Source organism: Ensifer sp. NPDC090286, from assembly GCF_044769565.1.
Taxonomy (GTDB): domain Bacteria; phylum Pseudomonadota; class Alphaproteobacteria; order Rhizobiales; family Rhizobiaceae; genus Ensifer.
Genome location: NZ_JBIVYF010000002.1, coordinates 316,360 through 334,086, shown reverse-complemented (window position 1 = coordinate 334,086; position 17,727 = coordinate 316,360). Strand labels below are relative to the sequence as shown.

18 protein-coding genes are annotated in these 17,727 nt (G+C 64.7%); 12 read left to right on the top strand and 6 right to left on the bottom strand.

Annotated features, from left to right (window positions below; all coding sequences use genetic code 11):
- Positions 1–22: 22 nt before the first annotated feature.
- Together ACIQUG_RS11815 and ACIQUG_RS11810 are read right to left on the bottom strand one after the other, a co-directional pair.
- Positions 23–661, bottom strand: a complete 639-nt coding sequence (locus tag ACIQUG_RS11815; RefSeq protein ID WP_402321424.1) for an NrsF family protein — start codon at positions 659–661, stop codon at positions 23–25.
- 1 nt (position 662) lies between these two features.
- Positions 663–1,199 carry a sigma-70 family RNA polymerase sigma factor gene (locus ACIQUG_RS11810; protein ID WP_205236820.1) on the bottom strand — a complete coding sequence of 179 codons (537 nt, stop codon included), beginning with the start codon at positions 1,197–1,199 and terminating at the stop codon, positions 663–665.
- Between the two features lie 208 nt (positions 1,200–1,407).
- Between ACIQUG_RS11810 and ACIQUG_RS11805 the strand changes: the two genes are divergently transcribed.
- From ACIQUG_RS11805 to ACIQUG_RS11790, 4 genes are all read left to right on the top strand, one after another.
- Positions 1,408–1,731: a DUF2282 domain-containing protein gene (locus ACIQUG_RS11805; protein ID WP_043624401.1), complete on the top strand. Its 324-nt coding sequence runs from the start codon at positions 1,408–1,410 to the stop codon at positions 1,729–1,731.
- 128 nt (positions 1,732–1,859) lie between these two features.
- Positions 1,860–2,786, top strand: coding sequence for a DUF692 domain-containing protein (locus ACIQUG_RS11800; RefSeq protein WP_402321420.1), 927 nt, complete (start codon positions 1,860–1,862; stop codon positions 2,784–2,786).
- The gene (locus ACIQUG_RS11795; RefSeq protein WP_402321417.1) at positions 2,773–3,576 is read left to right on the top strand and encodes a putative DNA-binding domain-containing protein; all 804 of its coding nucleotides are present in this window, start codon (positions 2,773–2,775) and stop codon (positions 3,574–3,576) included. The genes ACIQUG_RS11800 and ACIQUG_RS11795 overlap by 14 nt, the downstream gene beginning before the upstream one ends.
- Positions 3,577–3,580: 4 nt before the next feature.
- Positions 3,581–4,090: a DoxX family protein gene (locus tag ACIQUG_RS11790; protein ID WP_402321415.1), complete on the top strand. Its 510-nt coding sequence runs from the start codon at positions 3,581–3,583 to the stop codon at positions 4,088–4,090.
- 43 nt (positions 4,091–4,133) lie between these two features.
- Here ACIQUG_RS11790 and ACIQUG_RS11785 read toward each other — a convergent pair whose 3' ends face one another.
- Genes ACIQUG_RS11785 through ACIQUG_RS11775 form a run of 3 tightly spaced genes read right to left on the bottom strand, consistent with a single transcriptional unit; the run spans position 4,134 to position 7,283 of the window.
- On the bottom strand, positions 4,134–5,240 hold the full coding sequence (locus ACIQUG_RS11785; protein WP_402321412.1) for an ABC transporter substrate-binding protein: 1,107 nt from the start codon (positions 5,238–5,240) through the stop codon (positions 4,134–4,136).
- Positions 5,237–6,622, bottom strand: a complete 1,386-nt coding sequence (locus ACIQUG_RS11780; protein ID WP_402321410.1) for a sensor histidine kinase N-terminal domain-containing protein — start codon at positions 6,620–6,622, stop codon at positions 5,237–5,239. Before ACIQUG_RS11780 ends, ACIQUG_RS11785 begins: the two co-directional genes overlap by 4 nt.
- Positions 6,609–7,283: a response regulator transcription factor gene (locus tag ACIQUG_RS11775; protein ID WP_402321407.1), complete on the bottom strand. Its 675-nt coding sequence runs from the start codon at positions 7,281–7,283 to the stop codon at positions 6,609–6,611. The genes ACIQUG_RS11780 and ACIQUG_RS11775 overlap by 14 nt, the downstream gene beginning before the upstream one ends.
- A gap of 280 nt (positions 7,284–7,563) precedes the next feature.
- On the opposite strand from ACIQUG_RS11775, the gene ACIQUG_RS11770 reads away from it, so the two are divergent.
- From ACIQUG_RS11770 to ACIQUG_RS11745, 6 genes are all read left to right on the top strand, one after another.
- On the top strand, positions 7,564–8,535 hold the full coding sequence (locus ACIQUG_RS11770; protein WP_402321404.1) for a Bug family tripartite tricarboxylate transporter substrate binding protein: 972 nt from the start codon (positions 7,564–7,566) through the stop codon (positions 8,533–8,535).
- Positions 8,536–8,667: 132 nt separating this feature from the next.
- Positions 8,668–9,126, top strand: a complete 459-nt coding sequence (locus ACIQUG_RS11765; protein ID WP_402321401.1) for a tripartite tricarboxylate transporter TctB family protein — start codon at positions 8,668–8,670, stop codon at positions 9,124–9,126.
- A 24-nt stretch (positions 9,127–9,150) separates the two neighbouring features.
- Positions 9,151–10,656, top strand: coding sequence for a tripartite tricarboxylate transporter permease (locus ACIQUG_RS11760; protein ID WP_402321398.1), 1,506 nt, complete (start codon positions 9,151–9,153; stop codon positions 10,654–10,656).
- A gap of 161 nt (positions 10,657–10,817) precedes the next feature.
- Complete coding sequence (locus ACIQUG_RS11755) at positions 10,818–11,429, top strand: transcriptional regulator (protein WP_402321395.1); 612 nt, start codon at positions 10,818–10,820, stop codon at positions 11,427–11,429.
- A complete protein-coding gene (locus ACIQUG_RS11750) occupies positions 11,426–12,403 on the top strand; it encodes an ornithine cyclodeaminase family protein (RefSeq protein ID WP_402321393.1) in 978 nt (325 codons plus the stop codon). Before ACIQUG_RS11755 ends, ACIQUG_RS11750 begins: the two co-directional genes overlap by 4 nt.
- Positions 12,400–13,362 carry a pyridoxal-phosphate dependent enzyme gene (locus ACIQUG_RS11745; protein WP_402321390.1) on the top strand — a complete coding sequence of 321 codons (963 nt, stop codon included), beginning with the start codon at positions 12,400–12,402 and terminating at the stop codon, positions 13,360–13,362. Before ACIQUG_RS11750 ends, ACIQUG_RS11745 begins: the two co-directional genes overlap by 4 nt.
- 29 nt (positions 13,363–13,391) lie before the next feature.
- Here ACIQUG_RS11745 and ACIQUG_RS11740 read toward each other — a convergent pair whose 3' ends face one another.
- The gene (locus tag ACIQUG_RS11740) at positions 13,392–14,333 is read right to left on the bottom strand and encodes a LysR family transcriptional regulator (RefSeq protein WP_043624434.1); all 942 of its coding nucleotides are present in this window, start codon (positions 14,331–14,333) and stop codon (positions 13,392–13,394) included.
- A gap of 111 nt (positions 14,334–14,444) precedes the next feature.
- Between ACIQUG_RS11740 and ACIQUG_RS11735 the strand changes: the two genes are divergently transcribed.
- Positions 14,445–16,244, top strand: coding sequence for an adenine deaminase (locus ACIQUG_RS11735; protein WP_402321387.1), 1,800 nt, complete (start codon positions 14,445–14,447; stop codon positions 16,242–16,244).
- A 60-nt stretch (positions 16,245–16,304) separates the two neighbouring features.
- Positions 16,305–17,705 (top strand): NCS2 family permease, encoded by a 1,401-nt coding sequence (locus ACIQUG_RS11730; protein WP_402321384.1) that lies wholly within the window; start codon positions 16,305–16,307, stop codon positions 17,703–17,705.
- Positions 17,706–17,727 lie beyond the last annotated feature (22 nt).

Sequence of the window (17,727 nt, the reverse complement as noted above, 5' to 3'; positions counted from 1 at the left end):
CCGGCAAGCGCCCGTGCAACTGCTACCAGCGCACGGCCCAGCGACCGCCCAACGCCCCAAGCACCGTCAGTATGAGGACCGCGATCGTGTACCAGGTCGCGACGAAGAGTGGCGAATCGTCCGGGCAGTGGGCGGCGTAGAAGGTCGCGGCAATGCCGCCGGCTGCAAGCCCCGCCAGGGCGCCGGCAAAGCCGGGGCGCGACGGCGCGCCATGGCGCAGAGCGACAAGGAACAGTCCAAGGGGTGCAATGCCGATCAGCGGAATGAAGGTCATGCACACCAGATAATTGGTTCCGACGAGTTTCGTCGCCCAGGCATCGGATGGCACGGCAAGAAGCTCGAACAGTACGCCACCGGCAACGAGCAGCGGCGCGATGCCGAGAAAAGGCACCAGCTGGCGCGGGTCCGCATCGGGCCAGGCAGCGACGCGCATGGCCGCAAAGGCGGCCGCAGCAAGCGCGATCGCCACCACGAACTTGAACAGGAACCGGACCGTCTCGGCAGCAGCGGCGATATCCGGCCGCGGGCCGAGCAAGATCGAAAACGCGACACCGGCAAGCACGAGCGCGCCGATCGCCACAGCGGGCCATACGGTGTTCATCGGCAGACCGGGGCGCCGATTGTCCGCTGCGAGAGCCTTGATGAGGTCGTTCGTATCCATCTCAGTTTCGTCCAAATCGGCGGGCGATTGCAGCAAGGCCGCGGTGCAGCGCCACCCGAACCGCCGTTTCGTTCATGTCCAGTTTCTGCGCCGTCTCGGCCACGGTGAACCCCTCGACCGAGATCGCACTGACCACCGAACGCTGGCCCGGAGCGAGCCCCTCCAGCGCCCGGCCGATCTCCCAATCCCTGGCCGTCTCGGTTTCGACGCTCGGCAGCGTCTCTTCGAGCCCCTCGATGCCCACCGTCGGGCGGCGAGCTTGTCGGCGCACGGCATCCACGTATTTGTGCCGGGCGACGGCATGCAGCCACGGCATGACGGGCGCGTCCTCCCGCCAGGTGTGGCGCTTGACGTGCACCGCCAGCAGCGCCTCCTGCACGACGTCCTCCGCATCGACGCCACCGCCGATGGTCCAGCGCCGGGCCCAGCCGCGGATCACCTGTGCCGCGTCCCGCAGGAAATCGGCATAGGCCTTTTCGTCGCCGGCCACCGCCGCGCGAAGGAGCCCTGCGAGATGTTCGTCGTCCGCGCCGCTCACCCGGGCCCTTCCTCCCATTCGCCGATTCCCGGCATTTGTTACACGGCTATCGCAAATTCACGGCTGCTGTCTGCTCGGACCGGCCTCGCGGACCCATCACGAAAGCGTGTTGCCAACGTTATGTAACGCCCGACACCTGCGTGGCGAAAGACCCGATGTGCGCCTCAGTCAGGAGCGCATTCGATCAATTCAACACGGAGACACATTCATGTCCACGAAGTCCACGATCAGCACCGCAATGTTGGCCGGTGCTGTGGCCGCGGCCCTGTCGTCGCTTGCGACCGCCGCACCGCTCACCGAGGCACAGGTCAAGTCCGCCATGGATGCGGGCAAGGAAAAATGCTTCGGCGTCGCGCTCAAGGGCCAGAACGATTGCGCCGCCGGCCCCGGCACCACCTGCCAGGCAACCTCGACGGTCGACTACCAGGGCAACGCCTGGAAATTCGTCGATGGCGGCACCTGCACGACGATGGAACTGCCCGACGGCCGCAAGGGCTCGCCCGAACCGCTCTCCCGCGACATGGCGTCCTGATCCACGACAAGACGGAAACGGGAGGCGGGGCAATCGCCTCCCGTTGCACTTCGGTTTTCAAGGGGATGGCCGGTCGAGCAACGCTCCCGCCCGCCATCAAAGCTCACAGGATTGGAACGGGATTGGCAATGCGCACTTCAACCAACGACGGCAGCGGACTTGCCCCGGTGAGCCCTCGCCTGCCGAACCATCAAATTGCCGGGCTGGCCGGAACGAGCTTCAAGCACCAGCACCTTCAGGCGATCCTCGCCGACGAAGCCCCGGGCGGTTTTTTCGAAATTCATGCGGAAAACTACATGGGCGCCGGGGGCCCGCCGCACGCGGCGCTTGCCCGGATCCGCGAGCAGTTTCCGGTCTCTCTCCATGGCGTCTGCATGTCGATCGGCGGCCCGCAGCCGCTCGACAAATCGCACCTCGCCCGGTTTAAGGCGCTGGTCGACCGCTATGAGCCGGCGCTCGTCTCCGAGCATCTCGCCTGGTCGACCCATGAAACCACCTTCTACAACGACCTTTTGCCGCTCCCCTATACCGAAGCGACCGTTGCGCGCGTTGCCGCGCATATCGACGAGGTCCAGCAAACGATCGGACGCCCGCTGCTGCTCGAAAACCCCTCGACCTATGTGACGTTCCCGGAATCGACGATGAGCGAAACTGCGTTCATCCGCGAACTGGTGAAACGCACCGGCTGCGGGCTGCTGCTCGACATCAACAACGTCTTCGTCTCGGCCACCAACCAGGGCTATTCGGCGCGCGACTACCTCGGCGACTTTCCGCTGGAGCATGTCGGAGAGATCCACCTTGCCGGGCATGCGGAGCAGGAAGACGACGAGGGCGAGCTTCTGCTGATCGACAGCCATGACGGCCCGGTCGCAGACGCCGTGTGGAAACTCTACGAAATCGTCATCGCCAGGAGCGGCGCCATCCCGACACTGATCGAATGGGACAGCGCCATTCCCGACTGGCCGGTGCTGAAACGCGAGGCCATGGCGGCGCAAGCGATCCTCGATGCTCACGGGCAGCGGCTGTCGCAGGAGAAGATCCGTGTCCGCGCCTGACGCAACGCTCCCCATCCCGATCGGCCGAGCCGGCAGCTATGCCGCCGGTTTCGTGCCGCCGTTGCTTGCACCCGACCGGCCGACACCGGCCGCTGTCGCCGGTCCCAACGGCAAGGCGGCGGTGAAGCGCTTCAATGTCTATCGCAACAACGTCACGGTCAGCCTGATCGAGGCGCTGGCGGCGACTTTTCCGGCAACCGAGCGGATCACCGGCGAGGCCTTCTTCCGCGCCATGGCGCGCTTTCACGTACGGGAGACGCCGCCGAACTCGCCGCTGCTTTTCGAATACGGCCACGACTTTCCCGATTTCATCGCGCGCTACGAATACGCGAAGGGAATGCCCTGGCTTGCCGACGTTGCCAGGATCGAGCGCGCCTGGCTCGACGCCTATCATGCCGCCGATGCGCCGGCGCTTGCGCCGTCGGCGCTTTCCCTGGTTCCGCCCGAGCGGCTTGGCGACGTCGTTTTCGAACCGCATCCGGCAAGCAGGATCGCCCGTTCCGATTATCCGGCCGTCACGATCTTTGCCGTCAACCGCGGGCGCGGACCGGTCGGGCGCATCGAAACGGCTGATCCGGAGAGCGCGCTGATTACCCGGCCCGGTCTCGATGTGATCGTTCGAAACCTCGCGCCCGGCGCCGATCTCCTGCTTTCGCGCCTGCTGGCAGGCGTTCCCCTCGCCGCGGCCGCCGCGGAAGCTGCAACCCGATCTCCCACGCTCGATCTTACGACCGCAATCGCCACCGCGCTCGAAGCCGGCGCCTTTGCGGCCATTCATCACGGAGGATGAAACCATGATGTCCGCATCCAGATTTTCGCAGAACGGCAGTCCTGCCGACCTCTCGCAATGGGCCCGTCGAGCGAACCGCGCCGTCGGTTTGCTTGCGCCGCTCTGGCTCTCCCAGCTTGTGCTGCGCTTTGGCCTTGCCGTCCCCTTCTTCCGATCCGGCATGAGCAAGTGGGACGGCTTCCTGCAGTTGAACGACGTGGCGGTGCTGCTCTTCAGCTCCGAGTTCCAGCTGCATCTGCCGGGCGGACCCTATCCCTACCCCGCTCCCGCCGTAACGGCCTTTGCGGCCGGCTCGGCGGAAATCGTTCTGCCCATTCTGCTCGTTTTCGGCCTGGCGACCCGCTTTGCCGCCCTCGGCCTGCTTGTGATGACGATCGTCGTGCAGCTGACCGTGCCGGACGGCTGGCCGATCCACATTACCTGGGCCGCCATGGCGCTCGCGCTGATGGCCTCCGGTCCCGGCAAGCTGTCGCTCGATCACCTGCTGTGCGCCTGGCGCAAGGGCGGACGATAGGTTCCACGATCCCGGCGACTGCATCTGCCGCAGGCGCCGTCCCTCAGTTCGGGCGCAGCCGCACCGGGGTATCGACGATCAGCTTGGTCCAGTCGTCGATGAAGCGGGACCGCTGCAGTCGGTCCTGGGCGGCAAGCAATGCCGGGCCGATGCGGATCGGCCGGCCAATACCGGACTCCACGAGTTTTGCCGGGCCGTCGACCTCGGCCGGCAGTGCGCCGTTCCACGAAAAGAAGAACGCTTTCTCCCGCGCCACCTCCTGTCCTCGTTCCGAGAGCAGATAGTCGAGAAAACGACCGGCAAGATCGCGGCGTTTCGCCCCCACCGGGACCAGCGCGCCGCGGCTGAGGATCAGCGTATAGTCGCGCGGCAGAACAATCCTGAGCTTGGCGTTCCGGCGCGAGGCGGCATAGGCGTAGGAGCCGAGGATGTTATAGCCGATATAGACGTTGCCGCTGTCGAGTTCCGACAGAACCGCGTTGTTGCAGCAGCGCAGCACCGCCTGGGCGCGGCTCAGGCTTTCGAGCAGGCGGCCGTAGGTGGTCGAGGCCTGCTGGGCATCGAGGAAGGCGAGCAGGTAGCCGATGCCGGACTGGCGCAGATCATAGGTGCCGATGCGGCCACGATAATAATCCGGCTTGAAGCGCAGCAGATCGGTCAGCTCGCCATGGGTGTGCGGCACGTCCTCCGGCGGCACGAAGTCCTTATGGTAGACCATGACCGAGGGCTCGAAGGTAAAGCCGAAGACCTCGTCGCGCCAGTTCGCCCAAGCCGGCACGCTGCCGGTCTCCGGCGAGACATGCTGCAAAGCACAGCCGTCGTTCGCAAGCTTCACCAACTGGTCGACGGAGGACGACAACAGGAGGTCACCGAAGGGCTGCTGCAATCGGCAGGCGATGTCGGCATCGTGATAAAGCTCGTTGGTCACGTAGTCGGTATAGTCGATGGCGACATCCCGCGCCGTCAGCTGAAAATCGCGGATCAGCGGCTCCATCGCCTCGATGTCGGTCGCGCCGTTGATGACGAGCCGGCCGCGTTCAGCGTCGAGCGCCGGAAAGAACGCGCGCGTCCCCTCGACCGCGCCCGCCGGGCCGGCAAGGCCAAGGACCGCGACAAGTCCGATCGAAGGAAGCTGTCGCCACATCCTCATGGTCCCTCCCGATAAAGGGGAACATCGAGAATGACGGTGAAGTCGTGCGCGCCTTTCTCCAGAAACCGGACCGTGCCGCGATGGGCAAGCGCCACCTCCGCCGCGATTGCAAAGCCGAGCCCCATGCTTCCCTCTCCCGTCTTGGAACTGACGAACCGCGTGGTCACCGCCGCCCATTCGCCCGGCGGAATGCCGGGACCGTCGTCGGCGACCTCCACCAGGGCCCGCTCATCGTCGCGCCGCACGCGTACGGCCAGCCGTTGCGCGACACCGTGCTGCAGCGCGTTGTCGATGATGTTGGCGATCGCCTCACGCAGGCTCACCGCATCACCGAGCACGAAGACCGGCTCGCTGCAGTCTTCGAAGGAGACGACGACATCCGGGTCGACGGTAATCGGTACCGTCGAGCGAAACGCTTTGCGGGCGATATCGCCAAGATCGACCGGCTTGAAACGCACGGAATCGGATCGGTGGATGACCATGGCATGGCTGAGCAACTGGTTGGTGAGCCGCGCCAGCTGGCTGACGCGATCGCGCACCCTCCCCAGATGCCGTCTGCGGTTGGCGTCGAGATCGTCGTCTTCGAGCATGTCGACCTGCGCCGAAAGGGCCGTCAACGGCGTGCGGATCTGGTGGGCCGCATCGGCGATGAAGCGTTGAAGCAGGGTGACGCGTTCGTCGAGACGGCCCATGAAATGATTAATCGACCCGACAAAGGGTTTGAGCTCCCTTGGCATGTCGGCCTCGACGGGGGTCAGGTCCTGCGGATCGCGGGCACGCAGCGTCGCGGCAAGGGCATCGACGGGCAGCAGCGAATAGCGGATGGCAAGCACGGTGCCGGCAAGCGCGAGCAGGCTCATGATGCCGACGAGGATCATCGCGCGCGTCGTCAGCTCGCCGGCAAGCCCGCGCCGCGCTTCGGTCGTCTGCGCCATCACCACGTAGGCCCAGCCGGAAAAGGACGGGTCCGAGAGCGCCCGCGAGACCACGGCCACGCGCACCGGCACCTTGCGATATTCCGTCGTCAGGAACACTGGGCCAGCCCGCGCCGCTGTCACGTCGACGCCGGTATCGAGATCGTCGTAGCCGGTCAGGGTTCGGCCATCCGGTCCCACCACGCGATAAAAAATGCGGTCGCGCTCGGCAAGGCCAAGGAGCTCAAACGCCGACGACGGCAGCGTCACGCCCAGATTGCCGGCGTCAACGGTCATGTTCGCGGTGATCTGGATCGCCGCGCCGAGCAGCAGCCGGTCGTAGGCATCGTCGGCAGCCGCGCGGGCATAGTACCAGGCAGCCGCCGAGAGCAGCGCCGCCCCAGCGCAAAGCACCAGCGCCACGCGCAGCACCAGCCGCCAGAAGAGGGAGGTTTCACGCCGCTTCATCGGCCAGCAGTTGATAGCCGAGACCGCGGATGGTGACGATGCGCACCGACGAGCCCTCGATCTTCTTGCGCAGCCTTCCGACATAGAGTTCGACGGCATTGGGGTTGACGTTTTCGTCGAAGCCGAACAGCCGGTCGAGCAGCTCGTCCTTGCTGAAAACCCGCCCCGGCCGGGCGGCGAGCACCTCCAGAAGCGTGATCTCGCGGCGCTTGAGCTGGACCTCGCGGTTGCCCACCCGCACCGAGCGGCTGTTGCGGTCGAGCACCAGGTCGCCACACTCGATGAGGTTGGTCGGATCGCCCTGGCGACGGCGCAGGAGCACACGCGTACGCGCTTCGAGCTCGCGGAAATCGAACGGTTTGACGAGATAGTCGTCGGCGCCGAGGTCGAGCGCGCCGACCCGGTCCTCGATTTCGGAACGCGCCGTCAGCACAAGCACCGGCGTCGTCTTTCGCCGGGCGCGCAGATGGCGCAGAATCTCGAACCCGTCGAGCCCCGGCAACATGACGTCGAGGATCACGAGATCATAATCGGTAAATTCGAGTATGTCGGCGGCGGCTTGACCGTCCGTCTGCCAATCGACGGTGTGCCCGACCTTTTCCAGTCGACGGCTGATTGCCTCCCCGACATCCCTCGTGTCCTCCACCAGAAAGATGCGCATGAGCAAGCAGTGACACGGAAGATTCCGCCGATCAACCCGGCGGATATGACCGCTTTCGTGACAGCGTGGTGACAGGTTCGGGGAGGAAAGAGGGTTGCCTGACCGCGACAACGGGAGATGCGGCCAGGGTCTGGAGGACAATCATCGCCGGGGCATTTTCGGGCGGCCGCACAATCGGTCCGTCGATGCTGGTCGATGCCCGTCCGGGCCCTGGATGTCACGGTGGGGCAGGTGCGCGACAGCGCCTTCGAAAGAACAACTCATGGATGGGAGAGAGACCATGACCCGAACCTTCGTAAAGACCCTTCTGGCGGCCGGACTGTTTGCCGCCGTTCAATCGCCGGCCGGCGCCGAGCCCACCAAGCCTGAGTGCCTGGCCGGAGCCAAGCCGGGCGGCGGCTTCGACCTCACCTGCCGGCTCGCCGCCAACGCGCTGCTCGAAGCCAAGATCATCGGCAAGCCGATGGCTGTCACCTACATGGAAGGTGGGGTCGGTGCGGTTGCCTACAACCACGTCATCGGCAAGCGCGGCACCGACGGCAACCTGATCACCGCGGCCTCGTCCGGCTCGGCGCTTCTGATCGCCCAGGGCAAGTTCGGCCAATATGACGAAACGGCCGTACGCTGGCTCGGCGCGCTCGGCGCCGACTACGGCGTGCTCGTCGTTGCCGCCGATTCCCCCTACAAGACGCTTGGCGAGCTGATCGCCGCCTACAAGGCAAGCCCGACCGACTTCTCGGTCGCCGGCGGCGGCGCCGTCGGCTCGCAGGACTGGATGAAGGGTTCGCTCTTGGCAAAGGCTGCCGGACAGGAGCCGAAGCAGATGCGCTATGTGGCGCTCGAGGGCGGCGGTGCGGTGCTGACGGCGCTCGAAGGCGGCCACGTCAAGGTCGGCGCCGGCGATGCGGCAGAAATGTCCAAGCACCATGCCGCCGGCAAGGTTCGCGTGCTCGCCGTCATGGCGCCTGAGCGCCTTCCGGGCGAACTCGCCGAAGTGCCGACGGCCAAGGAACAGGGCGTCGACATCGAATGGCCGGTCTGGCGCGGCTACTATGTCGGCAAGGACGTCTCCGACGCGGACTACAAATGGTGGGCCGACGCCTTCACCAAGCTCGTCGCAACGCCGGAATTCGTGAAGGAGCGCGAGGCGCGCGGCCTCTACGAATACAACCAGGTCGGCGACGCCTTCGACCAGCAGGTCAAGGCGGACGTGGCACGTTTCAAGATCATCGCCAAGGAAGCCGGCATGTAATGCCGAGGATCGGAGCGGGACGACCTCCCGCTCCGATCGCCATCATCCTGCGGGCACACGGGCACGGGCGATCCGCCTGGCCGTGAAGGAATGCCCGTTTTCCGTGACGATGTGATCATCGGGAAACCCAACATGTCAGACACTCCATCCTCATCCTCCCTCGTTGGCAGGATCGGCGGCCTTGCCATGCTTGCGCTGGCGATTGCCTATGGCATCGGCGGCAGCCAGATCGAATATGCCTTCGCCTCGGATCCGCTCGGACCGCGCGTCGTGCCGGTGCTGCTTGCCATCACCCTTGCCGTCCTGTGCCTCTTCTATTTGAAAAGCCCCGGAACGGCCGAAGCCTTCCCGCGGGGACCGCTTCTCGTGAAGATCGTTGCGGTACCGTTCCTGCTTCTCGCGTCGGCGCTGCTTCTGGAGCCCGCCGGCTTCGCCGCCTCGATATTCCTTTTGACATTCGGCGTCGGCTGGATCTTCGGCGCACCGCTGCGTCTCGCGCTGATTGGCGGCGTCGGACAGGCGGTCCTCTGGTGGTTCGTCTTTTCCTACCTGCTCGACGTCTATCTGCCCGCCGGCCGGCTGTTCGGCTGATCCGCCGGTCAAGGAGTTAAACCCATGAATCTCGAATATCTCTGGAACGGTTTTACCGTCGCCCTGACGATGCAGAACCTGCTCATCGGTCTTGCAGGCTGCTTCATCGGCACCCTGGTCGGCGCCCTGCCGGCGATTGGACCGATCAACGGCATCGCGCTTCTGATCCCGATCGCCTATACGATGGGACTGCCGGCTGAAAGCACGATGATCCTGCTCGCCGCCGTCTATTGCGGCGCCGAGTATGGCGGCCGCATTTCCTCGATCCTTCTGAACGTGCCGGGCGATGCCGGCGCCGTGATGACTGCACTCGACGGCAACCCGATGGCCCGCCAGGGCCGCGCCGGGGAGGCGCTGATGCTCTCGGGCCTCTCCTCCTTCGTCGGCGGGGTCTTCGGCGCCGTCGGGCTTGCGCTGTTTGCGCCGCTGCTTGCGGGCCTCGCGATCGGCTTCGGCCCGGCCGAGTACTTCGTGCTGATGGTCTTTGCCTTCGCCACGCTCGGCTCCATGGTCGGCAGCCAGCCGGTAAAGACGCTGATCGGCTGCACACTCGGCCTGATGCTTGCGACTGTCGGCCTCGACGCCACCTCCGGCGCCTACCGCTTCACCTTCAACGAGCCGGAACTCGGCGACGGCATCGAATTCGTCGTGCTGGTCATCGGCCTGTTCTCGGTGTCCGAGGCGCTGCTGATCCTCGAGCACCAGGCAAGCGGCGTCACGGTCATCCGCGAGCTCGGCCGCATGACCGCCCGCCTCGACGACATCCGCAAGTCCGTCGGCGCGACATTGCGCGGCTCGGTCATCGGCTTCATCGTCGGCGTGCTGCCCGGCACCGGCGCATCGGTTTCGAGCGCGGTTTCCTACACCACGGAAAAGCGCATCTCCGACACCGAGGGCACCTTCGGCAAGGGCGACGTGCGCGGCCTGACGGCACCGGAGGCGGCCAACAACGCCACCGCCTGCGGCGCCTTCGTGCCGATGCTCACGCTCGGCGTGCCCGGCTCCGGCACGACCGCCGTCATGCTCGGCGCGCTGATGCTCTACAACATCCAGCCGGGCCCGATGCTGATCACCGAGCGGCCGGAAGTGGTCGGCGGCCTCGTCGCGTCGCTGTTTATCGGCAACGTGCTGCTGCTTCTCCTCAACCTGCCGCTCGTCAACATCTTTGCCCGCGTGCTGACAGTGCCGAACTGGCTGCTGGTTCCGGGCATCCTGGTGCTGTCGATCGTCGGCGTCTATTCGACCCACGCTTCGGTGTTCTCGATCCTCCTGATGCTTAGCATCGGCATCATCGGCTGGCTGCTTCGAAAGGCCGGCTTCGACATGGCGCCGATCATCCTCGGCTTCGTGCTCGGGCATGTGATGGAGGTGAACCTGCGCAATGCGCTGGCGATCAGCGGCGGCGACATCTCGATCCTGTTCCAGAGCAAGATCTCGATCATCCTCTGGATCCTGGCGGGCGCCATGGCCGTGATGCCGCTTCTGGTCGGCTGGAGAAAGACGAGGCGCATGAAGACCGCGACGAGCTAGCTGATCCCCCTCCCTGTCGGCTGCTTGGGCAGCGGCGTGCGAGTTCATCGCGCGCCGCTGTCGTCGTGTGGGGCCTTACTCGATACGCAAAGACAAAAAATCCAGTATAGACATTTTTGTCTACACGTGATTTATGGATTGCATCAAGGAAGAGGAAGGCCGTGACCCCAGAACTCCGTCCCTATTGCCTGGTCTGCGACGCGATCACGCTTTTGTTCCAGCCCTATGCCGAGGTCGTGCTGCACGATCTGGCAACCGAAACCGTCGTCCATATCGCGGGCAACTTCTCCAAGCGGGAAATCGGTGAACCTTCGCTGCTCAGCGAAATCGGCTTCAGGCAAGGCGATGCGATCATCGGTCCCTACGAGAAGGTCAACTGGGACGGCCGCTCGATCAAGGCGATCAGCGCGGTCTTGCGCGATGCCACCGGCAAGGCGATCGGCGTGCTCTGCATCAACGCCGACGTTTCGGATTTTCACGCAGCTCTCCGCACGCTGAACGCGCTCGTGCGCGTGCCGGTCGCGGGCGACAAGCCGGAAAGCTTGTTCAAGGAGGACTGGCACGAGCGCGTCAACGAATATGTCCAGCAATGGACGGCGGTGCGGGGACTGACGATCTCGACCTTGAGCAGGGCCGACAAGCAGGCGCTGGTGATCGCGCTTTCGGCAAACGGCGCCTTCGGCGGCAAGAATGCCGCCTCCTACATTTCCCGGATCCTCGGCATGGGCCGGGCGACGGTCTATAAATATCTGAGCCAGGGGAGCGCGCCATGATCGTCATCGACCGAGAAAGACTGGCCGAGCTACCGTTGCTGACGCTCGCCGCACCGGCCATCCGCGACGCCTATATCGCGGTCACCGACGGTCGTGCCAACCTGCCGCCGGTCGGTTATCTACCGCTTCCTGGTCGCAATGCGGATTGCCACATCAAGTACGGCTACATCGAAGGCGATCCGATCTTCGTCGTGAAGATCGCCTCCGGTTTCTACGACAATCCGGCCAAAGGACTGCCGTCTAGCAACGGCATGATGGTCGCCGTATCCTCGCAGACCGGCGACGTGATAGCCGTGCTCGACGACAAGGGGCTGCTCACCGATCTTCGCACCGGTATCGGCGGCGCGCTCGCGACGATGGCGCTCTGGCGCAAGGACGCGCGGAGGATCGGGATCGTCGGCACCGGAACGCAGGCGCGCATCCAGATCCGGGCGCTTGCCGCACTCTCGGATCGACCGCTGCGGTTCACGGTCTGGGGGCGATCCATGGAACGGGCCAGCGCCGTACTTGCCGACCTTGAGGACCTCGACCTTTCCATCGCTGCAACGACCGATCTCGAAACCCTCTGCCGCCAGTCCGATGCGATCGTCACCACGACGCCATCGACGGAGCCGCTGATCCGATCGGACTGGATCGCGCCCGGCACCCATGTCACCGCCATGGGCGCGGACGCACCCGGTAAGCAGGAACTCGACATTGCTCTCGTTGTACGCGCCGACCGGCTGGTCGCCGATCTCGCCGAGCAATGCCGTGACCATGGCGAATTTTCTGCAGCGGCCCGCGCCGGGCTGATCGAAGAGGACCGCTGTGTTGCGCTCGGGGCGATCCTTTCCGGTGCGGCCGAAGGCCGGCGCTCGGACCGTGACATCACCATCGCCGACCTGACGGGGATCGCGACGCAGGACATCGCCATCGCCCGCACCGTCCTCGATGAACTTGGCCTGCTCGGCCGCCTGCAAGGAACAACCCAATGACCAAAGACGTCCTCGAAACGGCGGCGCGCTCTGTCCGTGCGCGTCAGCGCATCCGCCCCTTCATCTATGAGACGCCGCTGTTCCCCTCGCGCACGATCGGGCAGCAAACATGCTCGACGGTGCTGTTCAAGGCGGAAAACCTGCAACTGACCGGCTCCTTCAAGATCCGCGGTGCTGCGAGCAAGATGACGTCGCTGCCGCGGGACCAGCAGGTGATCACCGCCTCCTCCGGCAACCACGGCATCGGTGCGGCCCATGCGGCAAGCGCGATCGGGCAAAAGCTGACTGTCGTGCTGCCCGAGATCGTCAAGCCAGCGAAGCTGGAACGCATCCGCGCCTACGGTGTCGACGTCGTCCTTCACGGTTCCGAAACCGGGCTTGCCGAACAGCATGCACAGCAACTGGCCGCGACCGAAAAGCTCGGCTACGTCTCGCCCTATAACGACCCGGAAATCATCGCCGGTCAGGGCACGATCGCGCTTGAACTGCTGGAGCAGGCCGAGCGCATCGACAATGTCTTCATCGCCATGGGCGGCGGCGGGCTGATCAGCGGCATCGGTTCGGTGCTGAAGAGTTTCAGCCCGTTGACCCGCGTCATCGGCGTCTCCGCTAAAAATTCGGCGGCGCTCGCGGCTTCGATGAAGGCCGGTCGGGTGATCGAAACCGAACACCTCGACACGCTCGCCGATGCCGTCGCCGGCGGTCTTGACGAAGACAGCATGACACTCGGGCTTGCGATGGCCGTCGTCGATGAGGTCGTGACTTGCTCCGAAGCCGAGATTGCCGCGGCGATGCGGGACGTGCTTCTCGACGAGCATATGCTGGTCGAAGGAGCAGCAGCTCTCGCGCTTGCCGGCTTCCGGCAGGTTGCAGCAAAATGCGCCGGCCAGACCAATGCCATCCTGCTCTGCGGCGGCAATATCGACGGCGCCAGCGTGCTGCCTTCGTTGCTGGGCTAGAGACGCGGCTGCATGCCTCTGCCCCGCCTCTAGAGGCTGACGCGCTCGACGTAGTAGCGCGGGATCTTCACCCGGTCCCGGTCGCGATAGAAGTCGATGCAAAAGTCGACGAAGGCCTTGAACCGCTTCGAGACGTGCCGGCGGCGGGAATAGATGAGGTTGATCGCCGTCTGCGGTGAGCGCCAGTCCGATAGTACGGGCTCGAGCAGCCCCGCCTGGCGCTCGGTCTCGACGAAAAAGTCGGGCAGATAGGCGATGCCCTCGCCGGCAACCGCGAAATACTTGATCGTCCAATAGTCGTTGGTGGTGCAGGTGGCGGTCGGAAGCAGATCCACCTCGTCCTCGCCGGGCTGCGTCAGATACCAGGACTGCAGCCGCGTGGGCTGGCGGAAGACGAGGCCGCGATGGCCGGCAAGCGCATCCGGATCATCCGGCTGGCCATGGCGGGCGATGTATTGTGGGCTCGCGAAGAGGCCGTAGGAGGAGACCGAAAGCCGCCGGCTGATGTAGTCTACATCGGACGGCTCGCCCCAGTGGAAGATGCCGTCGAGCGCCTGTTCGGTGACATCGGAAAAGGGCTGGCGTGAGGACAGGAACACGACGTCGAGATTGACCTGCGGATATTGCTGGCGAAAGGCGTAGAGCAGTTCCGAGGTGATGGTCGTGCCGAATTCGCCGGTCGAGCCCACGCGCAGCGTGCCCGCCACCTCCTGGCGCATCTCCGCCATCGCCGTTGCCGCATCGTCGCAATTCGACTGGATCAGGCGGGCGTAGCGCAGGAACTCCGCGCCGGCATCGGTCACATGCAGCTGATGGCCCTCGCGCACGAAGAGTTCGATGCCGAACTCATCCTCCAATTGTCGGATCTTATGGCTGAGCGTCGATTTCGGCAGGCGATGGCGCCTGGAAGCCGCTGAAATCGAACGGGAATCCGCAACTTTCACAAAGCAGTCGATGAGCGAGAGATCCATATTTCGTCCAAAATCTTGTACGATATGTCCAGAGAATAGCCTATTTCGGCCCATTGTGTAAACGACTGGGAATTGGGAATATTCACTGGAGCTAAGGGAGAAGAGGTTCCAGTGAGCGATATCAGAGAATTCATCCGCGCCGCATCCGGCACCGGCGGCAAGGCAACCCTGGCGATCCGCGGCGGTCGCCTGGTCAACGTCGTTTCGGAAGAGATCTATCAGGCCGACGTCGCCATCTATGGCGAACGCATCATCGCGGTCGGCGACATCACCGACTATATCGGGCCTGAGACGAAGATCGTCGACGCCACCGGCAAGTACCTGGCACCCGGCATGATCGACGGACATCTGCATGTCGAGTGCTCGAAGATGTCGCTGACGAGCTTTGCGAAGGCTGTCGTGCCGCTCGGCACCACCTCGATCGTCACCGGTCTCGACCAGATCATCGTCGTCGGCGGCCCCGCCGCTGCGCGCGAGTTCCTCGATGAAGCCAAGCAGACGCCGCTCAAGGTCTTCTGGGGCGCGCCGTGCAAGACGCCCTACACCATGCCGCGTTCGACCGTCGGCCACTATTTCAGCCCGGCCGACCACCAGGCGACGCACCATTGGCCGGAATGCGTCGGCATCTGGGAGACCGTACGCGAATTCATCCAGGAAGAGGACGCCGACGTCCTGGCGGCGCTCGAACTTGCCGAAAAGAGCCGCCTGCCGGTGCTCGGCTGCTGCCCAATGACGCGCGGCGCACGGCTCAACGGCTACCAGCAGTCCGGCGTGCGCGCCGACCATGAGAGCTACACGCCCGAGGAAATGCTCGAAAAGCTGCGCGCCGGCATGCATGTCGTCGTACGCGAATCTTCGATCTCGCACTTCCTTGCCGACAACCTGCGGATCGTTACCGAGATGGGCGTCAAGGCGCTGCGCCGCATCAGCTTCTGCACCGACGACGTGGTGGCGAGCGACATCCTCAAGCGCGGCCATCTCGACAACATGGTGCGCATGGCGATCGCCATGGGCATTTCGCCGATGGCAGCGATACAGATGGCGACCATCAACGGCGCCGATGCGCTCAGGATCGACGACAAGGTCGGCTCGATCTCGCCCGGCCGCGCCGCCGACATCCTGCTTGTCGACGACCTGCGCAACTTCAGCATCGAAACCGTCGTCGCCAAGGGCGAAGTGGTCGCCCGCAACGGCAAGATGGCGATCGAACTCACGCCGCCTGAGCGCAGCGTCGCCCTGCTCAATTCGGTCAAGGTAAAACCGCTGCAGCCCGGCGATCTCAAGGTTGCTTATCACGGCGCCGGCGAGACGGCGGACGCGATGGCGATCGCCGTCACCCCGGAAAAGATCTTCGTGCGCACCCGCCGCGACGTGACGCTGAAGGTCAAGGATGGCGAGGTTCTCGCCGATCCCGCTGCGGACGTCCAATATGTCACCGTCGTCGAGCGTTACGGCAAGACGAACAACCGCCCGGTCGCCTTCACCTCCGGCTTCGGCCTGAAGGAAGGCGCGATCGCCAGTTCCACGGCTCCCGACGACAACAACATCATCTGCATCGGCGCCGATCTCGAGGACATGCGCACCGCCATCAATCACCTGATCGCCAACAATGGCGGCCAGGTCGTCGTCCGGAACGGCAAGGTCGAGGCCTTCCTGCACCTGCCGATCGGCGGCATCGTCTCCGACATCGAGCCGGCCGAGATGGCGGCGCTGGAAGACCAGCTCGACGACGCGGCCCGCGCGCTCGGCTGCCCGCTGCCCTGGCCCTTCATGTACATGTTCGTGTTGCAGATCACCGCGATCCCGGAATATGCGATCACCGATCTCGGTGTCGTCGACTGCGTCGGGCTGAAGGTGATCTCGCCGTTTTCGCCCGCCGGCGGGGACGAGCGCGCCGTCGCTGCGGAATGATGCCTTGGAAGGGGGCCGGTCACGCCGGCCCCCTTCTTCGTTCAAAAAAAGGGGAACAAGATGAACTATCAGAACAAGTCCGTGGAGGCGGCACCGAGCCCGGAGACATCCTGGCTCGCGGCGCTACTCGACCGCTACTTCCAGATTTCGCGGCTCGGCTCGACCGTCCGCACCGAGATCCTCGCAGGCCTCACCACTTTTCTCGCCGCCTCCTATGTCATCGTCGTCAATCCCTCGATCCTCGCGCATGCCGGCATTCCGTTTTCGGCGGGCGTGACGGCGACGGTGCTCGTCAGCTTCATCGGCAGCTGCGCCATGGGGCTTTATGCGCGCAGCCCCATCCTGGTGGCGCCCGGCATGGGCATCAACGCGCTGTTTGCCTACACCATGGTGGTCGGCGCCAAGGTGCCGCTCGAGGTCGCGCTCGGCTGCGTCTTCTGGGCCGGCGTGCTCTTCACCGTCATGGCGTTCTTCAACCTTCGCCAAACCATCATCGAAGCGATCCCGGTCGATCTGCGCTATGGCATCGCCTGCGGCATCGGCCTGTTCATCGCGCTGATCGGCCTGGAGAACGCCAAGTTTATCGTTGCCAATCCCGACACGATCGTCGGTCTGACGCAGTTCAATCCGGTGACGCTGACCTTCATCGCCGGCTTCGTGCTGACGGTGGCACTGGTGGTCCGGCGGGTGCCCGGCGCCATGATGGCCGGCATGATCCTCACCACCATCCTGTCGATCCCGATCGGCCGCTGGTGGGGCGATGGAGCGGCGTTCTGGCCGGAGACGCCGGATGTGCATACGCTCGTCAACTGGAGCGGCTTTTCCGCCGCGCCTGATTTCAGCTTCGTCGGCCAGATCGATCTCCTGGGCGCGCTGAACCTGATCTACCTGCCCTTCATCTTCGTCTTCTTGTTCACCAACTTCATCGAGGCGCTCTCGACCTTCCTTGGCCTCGCCGAAGCGGCAGACCTCAAGGATGAAAACGGCATGCCGCGCAACATCCGAGAATCGATGCATGTCGACGCCATCGCGGCGCTGATCTCCGCACCGCTCGGAACGAGCCCGGCGACCGTCTATCTCGAATCCGGCGCCGGCATCCAGCAAGGCGGACGCACCGGCCTCGTCGCGCTGGTCGCGGGTCTTCTCTTCGTGCCTTTCCTGTTCCTGTCGCCGCTGCTTTCCCTGGTGCCGGCGGTCGCGACCGCACCGGTTCTGATCCTCACCGGCCTCTTCATGTCCGAGCCGATCAGCAACATCCGCTGGAGCGCGCTCGACGAGGCGATCCCGGCCTTCCTTGCGATCGTCTTGATCCCGCTCACCTTCTCGATCACGCTCGGCCTGTCGCTTGCGATCATCGCCTATGTGCTGATCAAGCTGGTCTGCGGCCGGGCCGGCGATGTAAGACCGGTCATGTGGTTCGTGGCCCTGCTTGCCGCAGCGCTCGTCGCCCAGACCCAGTAACCGCCAGAAAATCGTTCGGCGC

Excerpts from the sequence above, each read along its gene's own strand:
- ACIQUG_RS11745 (WP_402321390.1), top strand. The coding sequence starts at position 12,400 with ATGACCAAAGACGTCCTCGAAACGGCGGCGCGCTCTGTCCGTGCGCGT.
- ACIQUG_RS11760 (WP_402321398.1), top strand. The coding sequence starts at position 9,151 with ATGAATCTCGAATATCTCTGGAACGGTTTTACCGTCGCCCTGACGATG.
- ACIQUG_RS11730 (WP_402321384.1), top strand. The coding sequence starts at position 16,305 with ATGAACTATCAGAACAAGTCCGTGGAGGCGGCACCGAGCCCGGAGACA.
- ACIQUG_RS11815 (WP_402321424.1), bottom strand. The coding sequence starts at position 661 with ATGGATACGAACGACCTCATCAAGGCTCTCGCAGCGGACAATCGGCGC.
- ACIQUG_RS11805 (WP_043624401.1), top strand. The coding sequence starts at position 1,408 with ATGTCCACGAAGTCCACGATCAGCACCGCAATGTTGGCCGGTGCTGTG.
- ACIQUG_RS11780 (WP_402321410.1), bottom strand. The coding sequence starts at position 6,622 with ATGAAGCGGCGTGAAACCTCCCTCTTCTGGCGGCTGGTGCTGCGCGTG.
- ACIQUG_RS11740 (WP_043624434.1), bottom strand. The coding sequence starts at position 14,333 with ATGGATCTCTCGCTCATCGACTGCTTTGTGAAAGTTGCGGATTCCCGT.
- ACIQUG_RS11790 (WP_402321415.1), top strand. The coding sequence starts at position 3,581 with ATGATGTCCGCATCCAGATTTTCGCAGAACGGCAGTCCTGCCGACCTC.
- ACIQUG_RS11785 (WP_402321412.1), bottom strand. The coding sequence starts at position 5,240 with ATGAGGATGTGGCGACAGCTTCCTTCGATCGGACTTGTCGCGGTCCTT.
- ACIQUG_RS11800 (WP_402321420.1), top strand. The coding sequence starts at position 1,860 with ATGCGCACTTCAACCAACGACGGCAGCGGACTTGCCCCGGTGAGCCCT.
- ACIQUG_RS11750 (WP_402321393.1), top strand. The coding sequence starts at position 11,426 with ATGATCGTCATCGACCGAGAAAGACTGGCCGAGCTACCGTTGCTGACG.
- ACIQUG_RS11770 (WP_402321404.1), top strand. The coding sequence starts at position 7,564 with ATGACCCGAACCTTCGTAAAGACCCTTCTGGCGGCCGGACTGTTTGCC.
- ACIQUG_RS11775 (WP_402321407.1), bottom strand. The coding sequence starts at position 7,283 with ATGCGCATCTTTCTGGTGGAGGACACGAGGGATGTCGGGGAGGCAATC.
- ACIQUG_RS11765 (WP_402321401.1), top strand. The coding sequence starts at position 8,668 with ATGTCAGACACTCCATCCTCATCCTCCCTCGTTGGCAGGATCGGCGGC.